Consider the following 18,159-nt stretch of genomic DNA (forward strand, 5'->3'; position numbering starts at 1 on the left):
CCCTAGTGGACTGGTTCTTGCAAGGCTTCCTCGGCACGCGCCTGAACGCGCGCGAGCGCGTCCTCCGGCGTGACGAGGCCGCGCAGCATGTCGTGAAGCTCGTGGCCGCACAGGCGGATGAGCTCCGAGATCTGCGGGATCGGCGGGCGCGGCCAGAACTGAAGCTCGTCGCGCCACGACATCTGGTCGACGGTCTCGAAGATCGGCGACAGGCGGCGCACTTCGGGGTCGGCGCCCACGGAATATCGAGGCGCCGTGCGGCTGCCGTTCTGGACGTAGAGCTTTTGCGCGGCGGGCGAGGTGAACGCGATCAACGCCTCCACCGCATCCTCGATGCGTTCCTCCGACAGGTTGGCGGGGATGCAGAAGGCGTAGCCGCCGACCGGCGCGATCGGCGCGCCCTCGGGACCGTGCGGGTGCGGCAGGTAGCCGGTGTTGCCATGCGCGGGGCAGGTCTCGTCCAGCTCGAAGTAGGGAGCGAGAAGCGTGTAGCCGTAAGCCATCGCGACCCGGCCGGCGGCGTAGGGGCGCACCCGCTCGTACCACGACATCGAAAGGATGTCGGGGGGCGAGTATTCCAGAAGATCCATGAGATAGCGCGCCGCCGCGAGCGCCCGCTCGGTGTTCAGCGTCGGCCGGAAGGCGCGGGCGCCGAGGTGGTCGGCGTCATAGCCGCCCGCGACCTTCGGCAGGTCGATGATCGGCTGCCCGAAGGCCGCGCAGGTCATCATGAACGTGTGTCCGAGCGCGGTGCCGCGCGCGGCGTTCCACGCCACGCCGTAGCGCCCGTTGCGCGGGTCGTGGAAGTGGCGCGCGGCCTCGACGACATCGGCGCTGGTGGCGGGCGGGGGCAGGCCGTCGCGCGCGAACCAGTCCTTGCGGTAGAACATCAGCTCGGGCGTCGTCTGGCTGGGCACGCCGTAGGGCACGCCGTCCCAGTGCGTCGCGCGCCAGCCCGCCGTGTGGAAGTCGCCGGGGTCGATCCGGTCGGTGTCCATGATGTCGGTCAGGGGGCGGATGACGCCCTTGGCCGCGAACTCGCCGATCCACGGCAGGTCGACGGCGATCAGGTCATAGGCGCTCTTCTTGCGCTCGGCGTTGCGCAGGGCCTCCTGGTGGAGGCGGTCGATCGAGAAGGCGCGCTGGTGGATGTTGGTGCCGACGATCTGTTCGAACTGCCGCTTGAGCGTCTCCATCACCATGAAGGTGGGATCGCCGTGCACCAGGATGCGCACCCCCCCGGCAAGCTTCAGCGGCGAGAGCAGGGCGGCGGGCGGGGCGATGGCGGATTTTCCCGGAACGTAGGAGCCGCCGTAGAAGTAGTCCTCTCCCTCCTCGACGGGCGCGAAGGTGGCACGCGCGATGCGGCCGATCCGGCTCGAGACCTCGCTGAAGCGGTCCAGAAGCGCGGCGCTGGGATGCAGGGAGAAGCTGCGGCCCGACTTGGTGCGCGGGCGCTGCTCGACCATCCCGCCGCGCTGGATCTCGGCAAGCTTGCGCATGGCGGTTGCGTAGGGCACCCCCGAGGCCGCCGCCATGGACGAGGCCGACACGAGCCGCCCCTCGATATGGCCGCGCAGCAGGTGGAGTATCATGTTGAGGTGCGGGTTGGGGGTATTGGGCTCGAGCGAGTTGTCGAGTTCGAGCGAGAGATCGCCGAGAAACCCCACCACCTGAGCAAGCTCGGCTTCGGGCGCACCGCCGGACACGCGCCCGCCGAGCGGCGTGGCGTCCTGTCCAAAATGGCTGTTTTCGGTGGCCTGCTGGTTCATTGTTCCGTGAGCGCGAGGCCCCACGGCCCGACTCGGGCGGCGTGTCATGGGCGATCCTCCATGCAATGTTCAATTTGATATCCATGCGCGATGCCTTAAAATATCCATAACGGACAAAAATACATCCACTTTGGATAAAAATACGTCGCCCCGCCGTCGGCAAAAAGCGCTGACTAGACGGAAGATTGCACCGGGCGATTCCCCGGGCTGAGAGGACAGCGGCAATCACCAGACCAACTCAGGGAGGAAAGACATGACCCGTACGACCAAGTTTTCACTCGTGTGCTCCACGGCGCTCGTAGCCTTCGCAGGCGCGGCAGCCGCGCAGAGCGTCACGATCGGCATCACCCAGAACAACGTGGGCGTGGACAGCTACCAGACGACCTACGAGCAGGCCTTCATGGCGGCAGCGGCCGAGAACCCCGATGTCGAGGTCGTCGTGCTTGACGCAGGCGGCGACGTGGCCCGCCAGATCGCTCAGATCCAGGACCTCATCCAGCAGGATGTCGACGCCATGATCATCTGGCCGACGAACGGCCAGGCCGTGATCCCCGCCGTGCGAGAGGCATTCCAGGCAGACATCCCCGTCGTGATCACGAACTCGAACATCGCCGAGGACGGCTTCGACTTCGTGCGCTCGTTCTCGGGCCCCGACAACGTCACGCAGGGCGCGCGCTCGGCCGAGATCATGTGCGACCGCTTCACCGAGCTCGGCATCCAGGACGAGGCCCGCATCGTGCAGATCACCGGCCAGCCCGGCTACACGACGGCGATCGAGCGGGCCGAGGGCTTCGAGCAGCGCCTGCCGGAAGTCTGCCCGAACGTCACCCTCGTCGAGAGCCAGCCGGGCAACTGGAACCGTGAGGACTCGCAGCGCGTCATGGAGGCGTTCCTCGTCCAGTACGACGACATCGACGGCGTCTACTCGGGCGACGACAACATGGGTGTCGGCGCCCTGAACGCGGCGCTCGCCGCCGGCCGTGCCGACGAGATCACCTTCGTGGGCGCCACGAACTTCGCCGTCGGCTACGACGCGATGGGCCGCGGCGAGTACTGGGGCTCGATCTACCAGTCGCCGGTCGACGATGCCGAAGCCGCCCTCCAGACGGCGCTCGACATCCTCGCGGGCGAGGACGTTCCCTTCCTGAACTACTTCGACACGCCGAAGATCACCCAGGAAAACATGAGCGAGTTCGACCGCCCGGTCTTCTGATCTCCTCCCGGGATGGGGGTCGGCCATGCCTGGCCGGCCCCCTTCTCTTTCCGGTCAGCGAAAACGAACAAGGGAGAGCCCTGTGGCCCAACCTCGTGGAGTTGAGGGGCGCGTGTGCATCGTCACGGGCGCCGCACGCGGCATCGGTCGCGCCATCGGCGAGGCGCTGCTCGACGCGGGCGCCAAGGTCTGCTTCGCGGATATGAACGCCGAGCAGGCCGCAGCCGTGGCCGAGGCGAACGCGGCGCGCGACGGCGTCACGCCGGGCTCCGCGATATCGGCGGGGGTGGACGTGCGCGACCGCGCGCAGGTCCGCGCGATGATCGGCAAAACGGTCGAGGCCTTCGGGCGGCTCGACGTCATGTTCAACAATGCCGGCGTCAACAAGCCGATGAATTTCCTCGACGTGGACGAGGGCAACTGGCACTTCATAATGGACATCAACGGGCTGGGATGCCTGATCGGGATCCAGGAGGCCGCGCGCCAGATGATCGCGCAGGGCCCCGCACCCGATGGCACGGTTGGCAAGATCGTCAACACCGCCTCCATCGCGTCGCGCCAGGGCTTCGACAATGTCGCGCCCTACTGCGCCTCGAAATGGGCGGTCGTCAGCCTGACGCAATCCGCCGCGCGCGACCTCGCGCAGCATGACATCACGGTGACGGGCTTTGCGCCCGGCGTCGTGGCCACGGAGATGTGGGAGCAGGTCGACCGCGACCTCATGGAGATCGGGGCCGCCGAGCGTCCGGGCCAGGCGATGGAGGAATTCTCGTCCGAAATCCTCAAGGGCCGCGTCGCGCGCCCCGAGGACATCACCGGCACCACGACGTTCCTCGCCGCGCGCGAGAGCGACTACATGACCGGCCAGATCGTCATGATCGACGGAGGCATGACACTGGTCTGACGCGGGCCGTCACGCAGGAAGCTGCGGCACCGCGAGGGGGAGGGGGCGTCCGGAGGCGCCTCCGAAAGGGAGGAACGGCAATGGCCGACACGGCTATGAAATCGCTCAGCGGGGTGCTGGCGCGGCAGGGTATCCTCGTCGCGTTCATCCTGTTCATGGTGGGCTTCACGCTCTGGAACCCGCGGTTCATCGACATCGACAACGTCTTCGGGGTCGTCCGCTCGTCGGCGATCCTCGGCGTCATGGCGCTCGGCGTGACGTTCGTCGTGATCGGCGGGAACCTCGATCTTTCGGTGGGCTCGATGCTGTCGTTCTCGGCCATCGTCGTGCTCGACCTGCACGAGAATCCCGCCTTCGGACCCGCGCTCGCCATTCCCGCGATGTTTGCCATGACGCTGTGCCTCGGGGCGATCAACGGCTTCCTGATAGGATACCTCAGGCTGAACTCGCTGATCGTGACGCTGGGAATGCTGTCGGCCATCCACGGCCTCACGCTCACATATTCGGGCGGGCAGAACATGGACATCGCCAACCAGAGCGACACGTGGTTCGACGTCTTCGGGCGCGGCTCGGCGCTGGGGGTCCCGATCCCGGTCCTGATCTTCGTGGGGCTGGCGGCCGTCCTTGGCATCATGCTGGCAAAGACGCCCTTCGGCCGGAAGGTCTATGCCGTCGGCGGCAACGGCACCGCGGCGACGTTCTCGGGCATTCCGCGCGCACGGGTCGTCTTCTTCACCTACATGATCTCGGCGTTCTGCGTCGCGACGGCCGGCCTGATCCAGGCGAGCCGGACGATGGGCGCGCAGAACACCGTGGGCCAGGGGCTGGAGCTCGAGGTGCTGGCAGCCGTCATCCTGGGCGGCGCGTCGCTGCTGGGCGGGTCGGGCACGATCTTCAAGACCGTGATCGGGGTGCTCATCCTCGGCTTCATCCAGAACGGCCTCCTGCTGGCGGGTCTGCAATTCTACGTCCAGTTCGTCGTGACCTGGGTCATCATCATCCTCGCGGTCTGGCTCGACATCGCCACCAAGCGCGGAAAGCTCTGGTCGCCGATCTCCTGAGGAAGACGAACATGAAAAACGACACGCTAAAGACCCTCGTGAAAGGCGGCGCCATCTGGGGCTTCATCATTCTGGAGCTCGCCTTCTTCGAGATCGCAGGCCGGTTCTGGTCGCTGTCCGACAGCGCCTTCATGGACCTCGACAACATGCTGCTTCTGCTCAAGCAGTCGGCCCCCATCGGGATCATCGCGGTCGGCATGACGGTGATCATGATCAACGGCAACATCGACCTTTCGGTGGGCGCGACCTACGCGCTCGCCGGGATCGTGATGCTCGACTCGATGAACTGGCCGTTCATGGAGGCGATGGGCGACGGGGCGATCCCGCTGGCCTGGGCCTTCGCGCTGCTGACGGGCTGCGTCCTTGGCTTCATCAACGGCATGGTCGTCTGGAAGACGGGGGTCGACGCCTTCATCGTGACGCTGGGCGCGATGCTGGGCTATCGCGGCCTCGTGTTCATGTACAACGGCGAGCAGCCGACCTACCACCTGAACTGGACGATGGTCGACATCGCCGAGGCTCAGGTCCTGGGGCTTCAGACGCCCGCGATCGTGTTCCTCGGCGTGGTGCTGATCGTGTGGCTGGTGATGACGCGCACCATCCACGGCCGCAACGCCTACGCGATCGGCGACAACCGCGAGGCGGCCGTGAACGCGGGCATCCGCGTGGGCCCGCACTTCGTGCTGAACTTCGTCCTGATCGGGTTCCTCGCCGCGCTGTCGGCGGTGGCGTTCTACTCGGGCAGCGGGTCGGTCAACCCCAACGACGGGATGCTCTTCGAGCTCTGGGCGATCACGGCGGTGGTGCTGGGCGGCACCAAGCTGACCGGGGGCAGGGGATCCGTGATCGGGACGCTCGGGGGCGTCGTGGCGATCCAGCTGCTGCGCAAGGGCCTCGGCCATATCGGCGCGGACAGCGAGACGGTGAACCTCGTCATCGGCACGATCCTGATCGTGGTCCTCTTCCTCGACAGGCAGCTCAACCGGAAAGGCGCAGGGGAGTTGAAAGTATGACCGACACGGCACCGGCACTCCGCCTCGAGGGCATCGTCAAGACCTTCCCGGGCGTTCGCGCGCTCGACGGGGTGAGCTTCACGGTCATGCCCGGAGAGGTCCACGCCCTGATGGGCGAGAACGGCGCGGGCAAGTCCACGCTGATGAAGGTGCTGGGGGGCATCTACCAGCCCGACGAAGGCCGCATCTTCATCTCCGAGCGCGAGACCGTGATGAAGGGCCCGCTGGAGGCGAAGGCCAACGGCGTGATGTTCATCCACCAGGAACTCAGCCTCGCGCAGGAGCTTTCGGTGGCCGAGAACATCTATCTTGGCGAGCTGCCCAAGCGCAGTTTCGGCCGCGTCGACTGGGCCACGCTCTACGATCGCACGAACGCGATCCTCGAGAAGCTGCGCGTGGGCTTCAACGCGCGCACGGTCGTGGGCGATCTGTCCATCGCCAACCAGCAGATGGTCGAGATCGCGCGCGCGCTGACGGTGGACGCCAAGGCGGTCATCTTCGACGAGCCCACCGCTTCGCTGACCGATGCCGAAAAGGTCGTGCTGTTCGACGTGATCGCGGACCTCAAGGCGCAGGGCGTCGGCATCATCTACATCTCCCACCGCATGGAGGAGATCTTCAAGATCACCGACCGCATCTCGGTGCTGCGGGACGGCGAATATCGCGGGACGCTCGAGACCGCGGCGACGAACGAGGACGAGATCACCCGGATGATGATCGGCCGATCGCTCGATCTTACCCGCAACGAGGAACCGGTGCAGCTTGGCGAGGTGGCGCTGAAGGTCCAGGGGCTGTCGTGCGGCACACTGTTCCAGGACGCGGACTTCGAGGTGCGCGAGGGCGAGGTGCTGGGCTTCTACGGCCTTGTCGGAGCGGGGCGCACCGAGATCGCCGAGACGCTATTCGGCCTGCGCAAGCCGACAGGCGGGCGTATCCTCCTGAAGGGGGAGGAGGTCACGATCTCCTCGCCGATCGACGCCATCGCCAAGGGCATTTCCCTGGTTCCCGAAAGCCGCAAGGAACAGGGCCTCGTGCTTGGCATGAACTGCCGGGACAACATCACGCTGCCGCAGGTCGACGACCTCACGGCGGGGCCCTTCGTGTCGGACGGGGCGGAAATCTCGATCTACGACCAGTATCGCGACCGCCTTTCGATCAAGAGCCCAAGCTGGCGCGCGCAGGTGGGCAACCTTTCGGGGGGCAACCAGCAGAAGATCGTGATCGGCAAGTGGCTTTCGATGAAGCCCGAGGTGCTGATCGTGGACGAACCCACGCGCGGCATCGACGTCGGTTCGAAGTCCGAGATCCACAACCTGCTGCGCGATCTCGCGAAACAGGGCTACGCGGTGATCGTCATCTCCTCGGAGATGCCCGAAGTGCTGCGCGTGTCGGACCGCATCGTGGCCATGCACCACGGCCGGATCGTGCGCGAGTTCACCTCGGCTGAAGTGACCGAGGACAGCCTTATCCAGGCGATTTCGGGGATTTCCGGGGAAGCCGCCTGATGCGGGTCGGGTTCGCGGGTCTCGGGCGGATGGGCCGCGAGATGGCGGCGAACCTCGGCGCGGCGGGTCAAGCGCTAACCCTCTGGAACCGCACCCCCGAGCGCGCCGCGGCGCTGGCCGCCGGGATTGGCGCCGAGGCGGTGGCCAGTCCGCGCGCGCTGGCCAACCGCTGCGAGATCGTGGTGACGATGCTCGCCGACGACGCGGCCTCGCGGGAGGTACATTTCGGCGACGAGGGCCTTTTCGCCGGCAAGGCCGCGCGCCTTTTCGTCGAGATGGGCACGATGAGCCCCGATCACATCGCCGAGCTGGGCGCGTGCGCCCCGAAAGGCACGCAGGTGATCGACGCGCCGGTCTCGGGCGCCACTCAGGCCGCGCGCGAGGCGCAGCTACTCATCATGGCGGGATGCGACGAGGCGGCGGGCGCCCCCCTCGCGCCGCTTTTCGGGGCGATGGGCCGCCGGACCGTTTTCCTCGGTGCGCCCGGCGCGGGCGCGGTGATGAAGCTCGGCGTCAACATGCTGATCCACGGGCTGAACCAGACGCTGGCCGAGGCGCTGGCGCTGACACGCGCCGCGGGCATCCCGCGCGAGGCCGCCTTCGACGTGATCGAGGCCAGCGCCGCCGCCGCGCCGATGCTGTCCTACCGCAAGCCGCTCTATCTCGACGATCTCGCGGGGGACGTGACCTTCACGGTCGCGCTCGCCCTCAAGGACATGGCCGTCACCGCCGAGCTGGCCGACCGCCTCGGCGTGGCGCTGCCGCAGGGGGCCGCCACGCTGGCCGAGCTCCGCTCGGCCGTCGCGCAGGGCTTCGCCGAGCGCGACATGGCCGCGATGGTTCCGTTCATGGAGGCAAGGTCGCGATGAAGGCAGTTCTCTTCGCCGGCGGCTGGGAAGGCCACGATCCCACCGCCTTCGCCGACTGGTGCCGAGACCTTCTGATGGAGGACGGCTTCGAGGTGGACATCCACGACACGCTCGAGCCCCTGGCCGATCCCGAAAGCCTTGCGGATGCCGACCTCATCGTGCCGATCTGGTCCTCGGCGCGGTCCGGCCACAGGCCCGAGTTCGGCAACATGACCAAGCCGCAGGAGGATGGCCTCCTGAAGCTGATCGGAGAGGGCAGGGGCCTCGCGGGCTGGCATGGCCACATGGGCGACGCCTTCCGCGACCGGCCGACCTACCACTTCCTGATCGGCGGCCAGTTCGTGGCCCATCCGCCTGGCTGGCCCGACAATCTCCAGCCGCGCGAGGACTACATCGACTACGACGTGACGGTGACGCGGCCCGCCGACCCGATCATGGAGGGCATCCGCAGCTTCCGGCTGCGCTCGGAGCAATACTACATGCTCGTCGATCCCTCGAACGAGGTTCTCGCCACGACGACCTTCTCGGGCGAGCACCTGTGGTGGATCGAGGGGACGGTGATCCCCGTCGTCTGGAAGCGCCGGTGGGACAAGGGGCGGGTGTTCTACTGCTCGATCGGGCACGAGCTGGACGACCTGCGCCACCCGCAGGTCACGACGATCGTCAGGCGCGGAATGGCCTGGGCCGCCCGACGCTGAGGCCGGGCCGGACGCGCCTCATTCGAAGTCGAGCGTCTCGTCCGAGGGCATGCCCAGCCGCGCGCTGCCGACGAAGACCGGATCGTGGCCGATGAACAGGTTGCGCCCCGAGCGCTTGGCCTCCAGCAGGCGGCGGTCGGCATGTCTGGCAAGCTGGTCCAGCGTCGGGCCGTCGGTTGGCCATTCGGCGATGCCGGCCGAGAAGGTCATGTTGCGCGCGATCACGCCGTCCTTCTGGACGGTTTCCTGCAGGCGCGCGCGCGCCATGCGCAGGCGGTGCAGGAGCGCGCGTTGCGGCATCCCCGCGGCGATGATCATGAATTCCTCGCCGCCGACGCGGAACACGGCGTCGTTGTCGCGGAAGACGCCACGCAGGGCGTTCGCGACGAAGACGAGGGCCTTGTCGCCCTCGTCGTGGCCGTAGGTGTCGTTGATCGACTTGAAGTGATCGACGTCGACCATGGCAAGCTGCAGCGTGTCGTCCGCGGCTGCGGCCTCGGCCACCAGTTCCCTGAACCGCGGCTCCAGCGGGCGGCGGTTGGACAGGCCGGTGAGCGGGTCGCGCTCGGCGTCGGCGGCCGCGTTTTTCGCCGCGCGCGCCAGTTCCGACTGCAGGAGCACCGTCGCCGAGACGTCGTCGGCGATCATGATCCAGCCCAGCGGCGGGTGATCGCGGCCCACGGCGGGTTCGATCGGCTGCACCTCGACGTCGTAGAAGCGATTGCCGACCGGAAGCGCCACGCTGCGCCGGCGCTGGTCGGCGCGGGCATGTTCGAAGGCCTCCAGAATGGCGCTTTCGCCGTCCTGGGGCCCGTCTTCCGGGGCGGAGTAGTTCTCCAGAAGGTTGCGCGCCGCGCGGTTCCCGCTCATCAGCCGGTCGCCGCCGCTGACCACGAAGATGGCCTGCGGCAGGAAGTTGTAGACGTGCCGCCGCGCCACCGCGCTGAGGTCGAGGCTGTTGTCGCTGATCAGCATGAACGCGTAGATCACGATGACGATGGAGAACATGAAAGGCGAGGGATCGTAGCCCCAGAGCGTCAGGCCGAAGAACATGTGGCTGAAGCTGCCGAGCGTCGGCACGAGCCCCAGCATCAGCAGGAGCCAGTAGCGCAGCTGTCCGGTGTGCTGCGCCGACGCCGCCGCCTTCAGCAGCAGGATGAGCGACAGGCACACGGCCGAGTAGACGTAGGTGAGCGCAACGTAGAAGAGCGGCCCGTGGTCGTAATCCATGTAGGCGCCCGAGGCATCGGCCACGAGGCGCGTGGCGGGGGTGTAGAACATCCCGTGCACGTCGCTCGTCAGCGCCATTCCCGCCGCCGTGACCGGGACGGTCAGCATCAGCATGTTCTGGGCGCGATGCCCGGCGATGGAGACGCCGACGGTGTAGCGGTAGACGAAGCACAGCCACGCCGTGCCCACCAGCGCGATCCCGGCGTGGGACACGGCACTGGCAAGGATCTTGCACGGGGCCTCGGGCACGGCGAGTTCGAAGGCCGCCGTCCACAGCCACCACATCGCACCGATATGCGCGTAGGTCAGGGCGTGCTGTCCGGGGAAGTTCTGGTGGCGCGAAAGCCACACAGCGAAGGGGATCAGGGCCGTGGCGAGAGCGGCCGCCACATAGCTCGGAGCGCCGGGCGAAAAGGTTCCGAGGCACATGCCGAGAGAACCGATCTCAAGCACCGCAAGCTCCTGTTCCGGCGAAGAAAAATTCGGTTTTCCGTGCGCCTGCTCGTGTCTGTCCCTGGCCGTGCCTCATGGTATGTGCCGTGTTCTGGCTTCTTGTTTCGATGTCCCGGGATGCCCAAAGCGCTTCGACGCCGCAAGGGCAGACCCACTTCTCACCCAGATCTTTTCCGTTTGCCATCTTCTTTTTGCCACAGGCCTGTAGCAAAACACTGATCAAAAGAGGCAGAGCAACGACGTGAACATGCCAAGAACAATACTCACGTCACCCTTTCGCATGCGTTTCGCCTTCAGAGCCATCTGGCTTCTGCCGGCGGTGCTGATGCTTCCGGCGTGCAACGCCACCCTCATGTCGCCCGCGGCGCTGGAGGATGGTGTGGCCCGTGCCGAATGGGTGATGGTGGACCCCGAAGACGCGTGGGTGAACGTGCCCGACGCGACGATCGTGCTTGAACGGCGTTTTGCCGACGTCCGCGAACAGCGTCTTTCGCTGCCAAACCGCAGCACGCTCAGCGGCGACAACTTCGCCCACATTCGCGCCGTCCCCTCCTCGCAGGGCGGCGTCTTCGACCAGGACCGTGCGCTGGCGAGTGCGGGCGGCCTGCCGGTGCCCTTCGCCGCGGACGACCTCGGCACGATGCGCTCGCGCGAGGATGCGGCGGGCGCGGTTGCGTGGACGGAATGGACCGACGGGGCGGGGACCTACTGCGTGCTCGCGCTGCGCCGCCTGACGTCGGGCGCGCGCGTGCTGCCCGAGGGCGCCATCGCGCTCGACGTGGTGCTTCGCAACTGCGTGCCGGGCGGCGTCGAGACCGCGCTCGCGCCGGTCCAGCCTTCGGCGGTGGCCTTCGCCGCGCCCCGAGGCATCGCGCAGGGGGCGAACGTTCTGACGCTGTCTCCGCTGGCGGCGCCGGCCCCATGAGCGCGCCGCGCCAGAAGACGGCGGTCGCGCCGCTGGCGCTCGGAACGCTCTGGGCACTCCTGCTTGTGCCGATCGCGCTCGTGGCGAGCCTGCCGACCTCGACCGATGTTCAGGCGCTGCTGGGGCTGGTCGGGGTTCTGCTCGTCGCGGCGCTCAAGCCCTTCACCCGCAAGAGCCTGCTCGCCCGCCTCGCACTCCTGGCGGTGGCGAGCCTTCTGGTGCTGCGCTACTGGATCTGGCGCCTGCTCGAGACGCTTCCCTCGGTGGACGCGCCCCTGTCGCTTGCTGCCGCGCTCCTGCTTTTCGCGGTCGAGACCTACGCCATCGCGATCTTCTTCCTCACCGCCTTCATCAACGCCGATCCCAGGACGCGGCCGATGCCCAAGCGCGTCCATGCCGACAAGCTGCCCACGGTCGACGTCCTCGTGCCGTCCTACAACGAACCCTCCGAGATGCTCAGCGTGACGCTGTCGGCGGCCAAGCACATCTACTATCCGCGCGAGAAGCTGCGCGTGGTGCTGTGCGACGACGGCGGCACGGACCAGCGCTGCAACCATTCCGATCCCAAGATCGCCGAGGCGGCCCGCGCGCGGCGCGCCGAGTTGCAGAAACTCTGCCGCGAGCTCGACGTCATCTACAGCACGCGCGCGCGCAACGAGCACGCCAAGGCCGGCAACATGAGCGCCGCGCTCTCGCGCCTCGACGGCGAGCTTGTCGTCGTCTTCGACGCCGACCACGTGCCCAGCCGCGATTTTCTCGCGCGGACGGTCGGTTATTTCGTCGAGAACCCGCGTCTGTTCCTCGTGCAGACGCCGCACTTCTTCCTCAACTCCGATCCGATCGAGCGCAACCTCGGCCTCGCCGCGACCTGCCCGGCGGAGAACGAGATGTTCTACACCGACATCCACCGCGGCCTCGACCGCTGGAAGGGCGCCTTCTTCTGCGGCTCGGCCGCCCTTTTGCGCCGCAAGGCCCTGAACGAGGCCGGCGGCTTCTCGGGCGAGACCATCACCGAGGACGCGGAAACCGCGCTCGACATCCACGCGCGCGGCTGGGAAAGCCTCTATGTCAACCGGGCGATGATCGCGGGCCTCCAGCCCGAGACCTTCGCCTCGTTCATCCAGCAGCGCGGCCGCTGGGCCACGGGCATGATCCAGATGCTCCTGCTGAAGAACCCGCTGTTCCGGCCGGGCCTGAAGCTCGCGCAGCGGCTCTGCTACATCAATTCCATGAGCTTCTGGCTGTTCCCGCTGGTGCGCCTGAGCTTCATGATCATCCCGCTGTTCTACCTGTTCTTCGGCCTCGAGATCTTCGTGGCCACCGGGCAGGAGGTATTGGCCTACGCGATCTCCTACCTTGTCGTCAGTTTCATGGTGCAGAACGCGCTTTTCGCGCGCGTGCGCTGGCCGCTGATCTCCGAGGTCTACGAGGTCGCGCAGGCGCCGTATCTGGCCACGCAGATCTTCAAGACGATCCTGAGGCCGCGCGCCGCCAAGTTCGCGGTGACGGCCAAGGACGAGACGCTGGCCGAGGATTTCATCTCGCCGATCTACGCGCCGCTCCTGATCCTCTTCCTGATCATGGCCGCGGGCGTCGCGGCCGCGGGCCTGCGCTGGTTCGCCTTTCCGGGCGATCGCGGGGTCATCGCCATCGTGGGCGCCTGGGCGGTGTTCAACCTCCTGCTGACCAGCCTCGCGCTGCGCTCGGTCGCCGAGAAGCAGCAGCGGCGCAGCGTGCCGCGCGTTGCGATGGATGTGCCTGCCACGGCCTGGCGGCCGAACGCCGACGGGCGCGGGCCCGACCTCAGCGCGCGCATCTCGGACGCCTCGACCAGCGGCCTGCGGCTGGAGCTCGAGACGCCCCCGCACGGGACGCCCGCCGCCGAACGCCTTGCCGGGCTGACGCCGGGCGAGGAGCTGATCTTCAGGCCGAGGTTTCCCGAGGCGCCGGACCTCGAACGCGAGATCCGCGTCAAGGTGCAGGCCGTCATCAACGGTGCCGAGGGGATCGTCCTCGGCCTTCGCTACGTTCACGACCAGCCGATGTCGACGCGCGAGGCGGTGGCCTACCTGATCTTCAACGACAGCGAGAACTGGCGCCGCCGCCGCGAGGACGACAGCAAGCCGCGCGGTCTGATCGCGGGGCTGCTCTACGTGCTATGGCTGTCGGTGATGGCCATTCCCCGGACCTTCGCCGACTTCGCCCGCGAACCGGGCCGCCGCCGCCGCAAGGCCGAAACCACCAGCGAAGAGCAGGTGCCCGTGCATCTTCTCGCCTTCGGTGCGGACTTCGACGCGGGCCCGTCCGGCAACGTCGCCGAGGCGCGCGACACCTCGGATGGCCTCGACTTCATCGTGGCCGGGGCGAAAAGCGCATGACCGGGCGGGGGCGCATCCTGGCGGGGGCGCTTGCTGCCCTGTGCGGCCTCTTGGGGCCGTCGCAGCTTCCGGCGCAGATCATCCAGCTCGACCCGCCGCCCGGACAGGATCTGTCCGCGCCTGCCGAGGCGGCCGAGGCCGACCCCCTCGCGCCGCCCGATCCCGCCGCGCGCGGACGCCATGCCGAGGCCGCCGCCGCCGCCGCTGCAACGCCCCCCGAAAGTGAAGCGCGCCGCGTGCCGTTGCGCCGCGCCGCCGTGCGGCTCGACGATGGCCCGGCCGCGCGTCTCGCCGGCGAGGTGGCGGTGGAGCGTTTCGTCATGTTCCTGCCCGCCGATCCCGGCGCGGCCGAGCTGCGCCTCTTCCATCGCAGCAGCATCGACGTCCTGCCCGAGGAAAGCGCGCTTCGCGTGCGGGTGAACGGCACGGACGTCGGCACGCTCGCGCCCGACAACTTCTCGGGCTTCGCCGAGGATGCGATGCCGGTTCCCGCAGGCACGTTCCGGCCCGGCCGAAACCTTGTGGAGGTCACGGCGCGGCACACCCACCGTATCGCCTGCGGACCCGACGCCTCCTTCGCGGTCTGGACCGAGATCGAGACCGGCCTGAGCGGTATTTCGATGCCAAGGGCCGCGTTCCGCCCGGACCCGCAGGGGTTCCTTTCGGCGCTTGCCGCCGAGATCGCGCAGGGCGGGTCGATCCCGGTCAGGCGCGCCGATCCCGGCGCGCCGCTTGTCGACGCGGCACCCTTCATCGCGGAAGTCTCGGCCATGCTCGGCGGAATGCCGCCCGAGGTCGAAAGCGGTCCCTACTGGACGGTCGCGGGCGGCCCGGCGCCGATGGCGCGCATCACGGTCTTTCCGGCGGGCGAGGGGCCTCCCGCCCCACGCTTCGCCCGGGGTGGCGACGGCGCGCTCGTGCTGCTTCTGGACGAAGGCGTCGACTGGGCGGAGGTGAGCCGCCTGTTCCGTGCCGCGGCCGACATGCCCCAGGCCGAGGGGCTGGCCGTGCTGCGGCCGGGGCGGCCCGCGCCGCTGGCGGCCTTCGCGCCCGACGGGCTGACCGCCGAGGGGCGCTACGCCCGTGTAAGCGCCGCCTTCGGCCTGCCGTCCGACTGGCTGGTGCTGACCTCGCAGAAGGCACGGCTCGACCTCGATTACCGCTTCGCGGCGGGCCTGCCCGAGGGCGCGCTGATGCTGGTGAAGGTCAACGGGACCACGGTGCGGATGCTGCCGCTGGACGCAGGCGACGGCGCCGCGCTTCCGACGCTGCCGGTCACGTTTCCCGCCCGCCTGATGCGGCCGGGCGCGAACCTTCTCGACTTCGAGGTGCTTGTCCCCGGCAATCCGGTTGACAGGGCCTGTCCCGCGCTCGGAACGCCGGTGGTCGAGGTTTCGACGGCCAGCGTCCTGCATGTGCCCCCCACGCCGCGCATGTCGCTGCCCTCGATCGACCGCGCGCTTGCGGGCGTGACGCCGGATCATCTCGCGCCGACCGACCGCGCCGCCGCGCAGGTCGCGCCGGGCTTCGTGCCGCAGCTCGCCGCGGCGCTGATGCCCACCGAGGTCGCCGCGCCCGACGCCGGCGAGGTTCGGCTGACGGTCGCGACCCTCGCCGATCTCGAGGTGATGGACCACGGCGTCCTCGGCCGCGACCTGAGTGCGCTTGCCGAGACGCTGAACCGGCCGCGGTTCCCCGAGGCCGGGCCGCTGGCGGCTGCGGCCACGGCGTGGGACGTCCTCGATGGCGAGGACGCCGCCGGCCCCGCGGGCGGGATCCGCGGGCTGGCCGATCGTGGCCTTGCCGTCCTGCGGCGCATGGCCTTCGGCGCGTCGCAACCGCTCGACGTCTGGCTTGCCGAGCGCACGGCACAGGCCGCGCTGGTTCAGCCCGACCCCGCGCGTCCCGGCGAGATCTGGCTCGTGCTCGGACCGCAGGCCGAGCCCGCGGAAATCGCGCGCGCCGTCGCCGTCGGCCGCGGCCGCTTCGACGGGCCGACCGGCCAGCTTGCCGTCTACGACAGCGCCACCGGCTGGCAGAGCTGGGTCTCGCCCGAGCGGCAGCTGCGCCTGCACGAAACCATAACGGCAAGGAACCTGAGGGAAATCATGGGAACCTACGCGACGCTCGTCCCCTTGCACTTCATCGCTGCGACGCTCCTGCTGACGGCGCTGTCCGTCGTGGTGGCGGTGGGCTTTCTCATCACGTCGCGGGGGCGCGGCGCATGAGCCGGCGCGCGTTTCTCGCGTCGATGGCCGCAAGCGGCGCCGCGCTGGGGCTGGGGCTGGGCCGGGGCGGCCGGGCGCTTGCGCAGCAGGCCTCGGGCATGTCGCATCCGCTCTGGCCGCTCTGGGATGTCTGGCGCAGCGCGAACCTCGAGTTCAGCGGCCGCGTGATCGACCGGCCGCAGGGCAACGCCAGCCATTCCGAAGGGCAGGGCTACGGCATGTTGCTGGCCGCCGAGATCGGCGACGGCGACGCGTTCCGCCGCATGGCGGACTGGACCGACGCCAACCTCGCGATCCGGGCCGACAGCCTGCTGGCGTGGCGCTGGCAGCCCGACGTGCCCGGCCGGGTGGCCGACCCCAACAACGCCAGCGACGGCGACCTGTTCTACGCCTGGGCCCTGGTCCGCGGCGCCGAGCGCTTCGGCGAGCCGCGCTGGTCGCGCCGCGCGACCGAGATCGCGATGGACCTCGCCGCGAAGTGCATCGCCGTGCGTCCCGACAGGCCCGGAACGCCGATCCTGCTGCCCGCGGAATACGGCTTCGTCTCGGAGACGGGCGTGACCGTGAACCCCTCCTACATGATGCCGCGCGCGATGCGCGAGGTCGCGCAGGCGACCGGCGTGCCGCAGCTCGCCGAAGCCGCGCGTTCGGGGCTCGAGCTGATGGCGCAGATCGCATCGGTCCAGCTGGTCCCCGACTGGCTTGCGATCACGCCCTCGGGCATCCGCCCCGACGAGCGCTTCTCGTTCCAGATGGGATACGAGGCCCTGCGCATCCCGCTGTTTCTCGCGTGGTCGGGCGAGCGGGGGCATCCCGCCCTGCGCAGGGCCGCCGCGGCCATGGCCGACGCGGCGGCGCGTCTGCCTGCCGCGCAGCACGCGACGGTCATCGACGCGCGGACCGGCACCGTCCTGGAATCGAGCGCCGACCCCGGCTACGCCGCGATCACCGGCCTCGTCGATTGCGCGGTGAACGGAGGCTTCGGTGCCCCGATCCCGGGATTCAGCCCCGAACAGCCCTACTACCCCGCAACGCTCCACATGTTCGCTCTACTGTCACAAACGGAACAATACCCGTCATGCCTTCCGATCTGATGCACCGTTCCCTGCGCGGCGCGCGCCGCGCCGTCGCGACCGCAATCGTCCTTGTCGCCGCCCAGTCGGCGCTCGCCCAGACGCCCGCGCAGGGCGATCTCACGGCGCTTCGCTACTACTACGAGCAGGACAACGAGGCCGCCATGCGCTCGGAAGTGCGGCGGCTGATGACGGAGTTCCCCGACTGGATGCCGCCCGAGAACATCGGCGCGCTGTTCGCCGCCACCGGCCCCGAGCGCATCGACGAGGTCTACCGCCTGATCGAGGCCGGCGACTTCGACGCCGCGCGCGGTCTCATCGCCGAGATCGACGCCGAGACCCCGGACTGGATGCCGCCCGCCGAGATGATGGAGTTCCTCAACCTCACGCAGGCGCAGGCCGAGTTCGACACGGCCGAACGCGGCGGGGACGTCGCCACGATGGTCAACATCGTGCGCGGCGTGCCGAGCCTCCTGTCGTGCGAGCGCGTCAACAACGCATGGCTTCTGGCCGACGCGCATCTCGCGGTGGGCAACACCACGCAGGCGATCGCGGTGTTCCGTGCGGTGACGCAGAGCTGCACGTCGCCCGATCTTCTGATCGCGACGCTCGAGAAGGCGGCCGAGATCGCGCCCTCCGAAACGCTGGCCGAGCTGTCCGACATCGCCCAGGCCCGTGCGCCCGAGGCCGTGGCGCGGATCCGCCAGACCGAGGATCGCCTGCGCGCCGGCCGCCAGGAAGCGCCGCGCTGGATGCAGGGCGACAGTGTGATCGCGCTGGACGGCACCACCGCCGCGCCTGCAGCGCCGCCGGCCGCCGCGCCAGCCGCTTCCGCGG

13 protein-coding genes and 1 pseudogene are annotated in these 18,159 nt (G+C 68.8%); 12 read left to right on the plus strand and 2 right to left on the minus strand.

The window, feature by feature from the left end:
* Positions 1 to 2: 2 nt before the first annotated feature.
* Positions 3 to 1,772: an ABC transporter substrate-binding protein gene (locus tag P6F26_RS12205; RefSeq protein WP_278028974.1), complete on the minus strand. Its 1,770-nt coding sequence runs from the start codon at positions 1,770 to 1,772 to the stop codon at positions 3 to 5.
* Between the two features lie 253 nt (positions 1,773 to 2,025).
* Here P6F26_RS12205 and P6F26_RS12210 point away from each other — a divergent pair, with 253 nt between their 5' ends.
* The 7 genes from P6F26_RS12210 to P6F26_RS12240 all read left to right on the plus strand — a co-directional run bounded on the left by P6F26_RS12210 (position 2,026) and on the right by P6F26_RS12240 (position 9,035).
* The gene (locus tag P6F26_RS12210) at positions 2,026 to 2,985 is read left to right on the plus strand and encodes a sugar ABC transporter substrate-binding protein (protein ID WP_278028975.1); all 960 of its coding nucleotides are present in this window, start codon (positions 2,026 to 2,028) and stop codon (positions 2,983 to 2,985) included.
* Positions 2,986 to 3,067: 82 nt separating this feature from the next.
* Entirely contained in the window at positions 3,068 to 3,889 is an 822-nt protein-coding gene (locus P6F26_RS12215; RefSeq protein ID WP_278028976.1) for an SDR family oxidoreductase, read from the plus strand.
* 80 nt (positions 3,890 to 3,969) lie between these two features.
* Positions 3,970 to 4,950, plus strand: coding sequence for an ABC transporter permease (locus P6F26_RS12220; RefSeq protein WP_278028977.1), 981 nt, complete (start codon positions 3,970 to 3,972; stop codon positions 4,948 to 4,950).
* An 11-nt stretch (positions 4,951 to 4,961) separates the two neighbouring features.
* Complete coding sequence (locus P6F26_RS12225; RefSeq protein ID WP_278028978.1) at positions 4,962 to 5,963, plus strand: ABC transporter permease; 1,002 nt, start codon at positions 4,962 to 4,964, stop codon at positions 5,961 to 5,963.
* A complete protein-coding gene (locus P6F26_RS12230; protein WP_278028979.1) occupies positions 5,960 to 7,468 on the plus strand; it encodes a sugar ABC transporter ATP-binding protein in 1,509 nt (502 codons plus the stop codon). Before P6F26_RS12225 ends, P6F26_RS12230 begins: the two co-directional genes overlap by 4 nt.
* A complete protein-coding gene (locus tag P6F26_RS12235; protein ID WP_278028980.1) occupies positions 7,468 to 8,337 on the plus strand; it encodes an NAD(P)-dependent oxidoreductase in 870 nt (289 codons plus the stop codon). The genes P6F26_RS12230 and P6F26_RS12235 overlap by 1 nt, the downstream gene beginning before the upstream one ends.
* A complete protein-coding gene (locus P6F26_RS12240; protein WP_278028981.1) occupies positions 8,334 to 9,035 on the plus strand; it encodes a ThuA domain-containing protein in 702 nt (233 codons plus the stop codon). The genes P6F26_RS12235 and P6F26_RS12240 overlap by 4 nt, the downstream gene beginning before the upstream one ends.
* 18 nt (positions 9,036 to 9,053) lie before the next feature.
* Here the strand turns inward: P6F26_RS12240 and P6F26_RS12245 are convergent, their stop codons facing one another.
* Complete coding sequence (locus tag P6F26_RS12245; RefSeq protein WP_278028982.1) at positions 9,054 to 10,718, minus strand: diguanylate cyclase domain-containing protein; 1,665 nt, start codon at positions 10,716 to 10,718, stop codon at positions 9,054 to 9,056.
* A 280-nt stretch (positions 10,719 to 10,998) separates the two neighbouring features.
* Between P6F26_RS12245 and P6F26_RS12250 the strand changes: the two genes are divergently transcribed.
* The 5 genes and pseudogenes from P6F26_RS12250 to P6F26_RS12270 all read left to right on the plus strand — a co-directional run.
* Positions 10,999 to 11,643, plus strand: coding sequence for a hypothetical protein (locus P6F26_RS12250; RefSeq protein ID WP_278028983.1), 645 nt, complete (start codon positions 10,999 to 11,001; stop codon positions 11,641 to 11,643).
* Positions 11,640 to 14,021 carry a UDP-forming cellulose synthase catalytic subunit gene (gene bcsA, locus P6F26_RS12255; protein WP_278028984.1) on the plus strand — a complete coding sequence of 794 codons (2,382 nt, stop codon included), beginning with the start codon at positions 11,640 to 11,642 and terminating at the stop codon, positions 14,019 to 14,021. Before P6F26_RS12250 ends, bcsA begins: the two co-directional genes overlap by 4 nt.
* Positions 14,018 to 16,249 carry a cellulose biosynthesis cyclic di-GMP-binding regulatory protein BcsB gene (locus tag P6F26_RS12260; RefSeq protein WP_278028985.1) on the plus strand — a complete coding sequence of 744 codons (2,232 nt, stop codon included), beginning with the start codon at positions 14,018 to 14,020 and terminating at the stop codon, positions 16,247 to 16,249. The genes bcsA and P6F26_RS12260 overlap by 4 nt, the downstream gene beginning before the upstream one ends.
* Positions 16,246 to 17,343 (plus strand): family 8 glycosyl hydrolase, encoded by a 1,098-nt coding sequence (locus P6F26_RS12265; RefSeq protein ID WP_278028986.1) that lies wholly within the window; start codon positions 16,246 to 16,248, stop codon positions 17,341 to 17,343. Before P6F26_RS12260 ends, P6F26_RS12265 begins: the two co-directional genes overlap by 4 nt.
* A pseudogene (locus P6F26_RS12270) lies at positions 17,328 to 18,159 on the plus strand (hypothetical protein); the annotation flags it as partial. The gene P6F26_RS12265 and the pseudogene P6F26_RS12270, both read left to right, overlap by 16 nt.

It is taken from the genome of Roseicyclus salinarum, from assembly GCF_029624655.1.
GTDB classification, from domain to species: Bacteria; Pseudomonadota; Alphaproteobacteria; order Rhodobacterales; family Rhodobacteraceae; genus Roseibacterium; species Roseibacterium salinarum.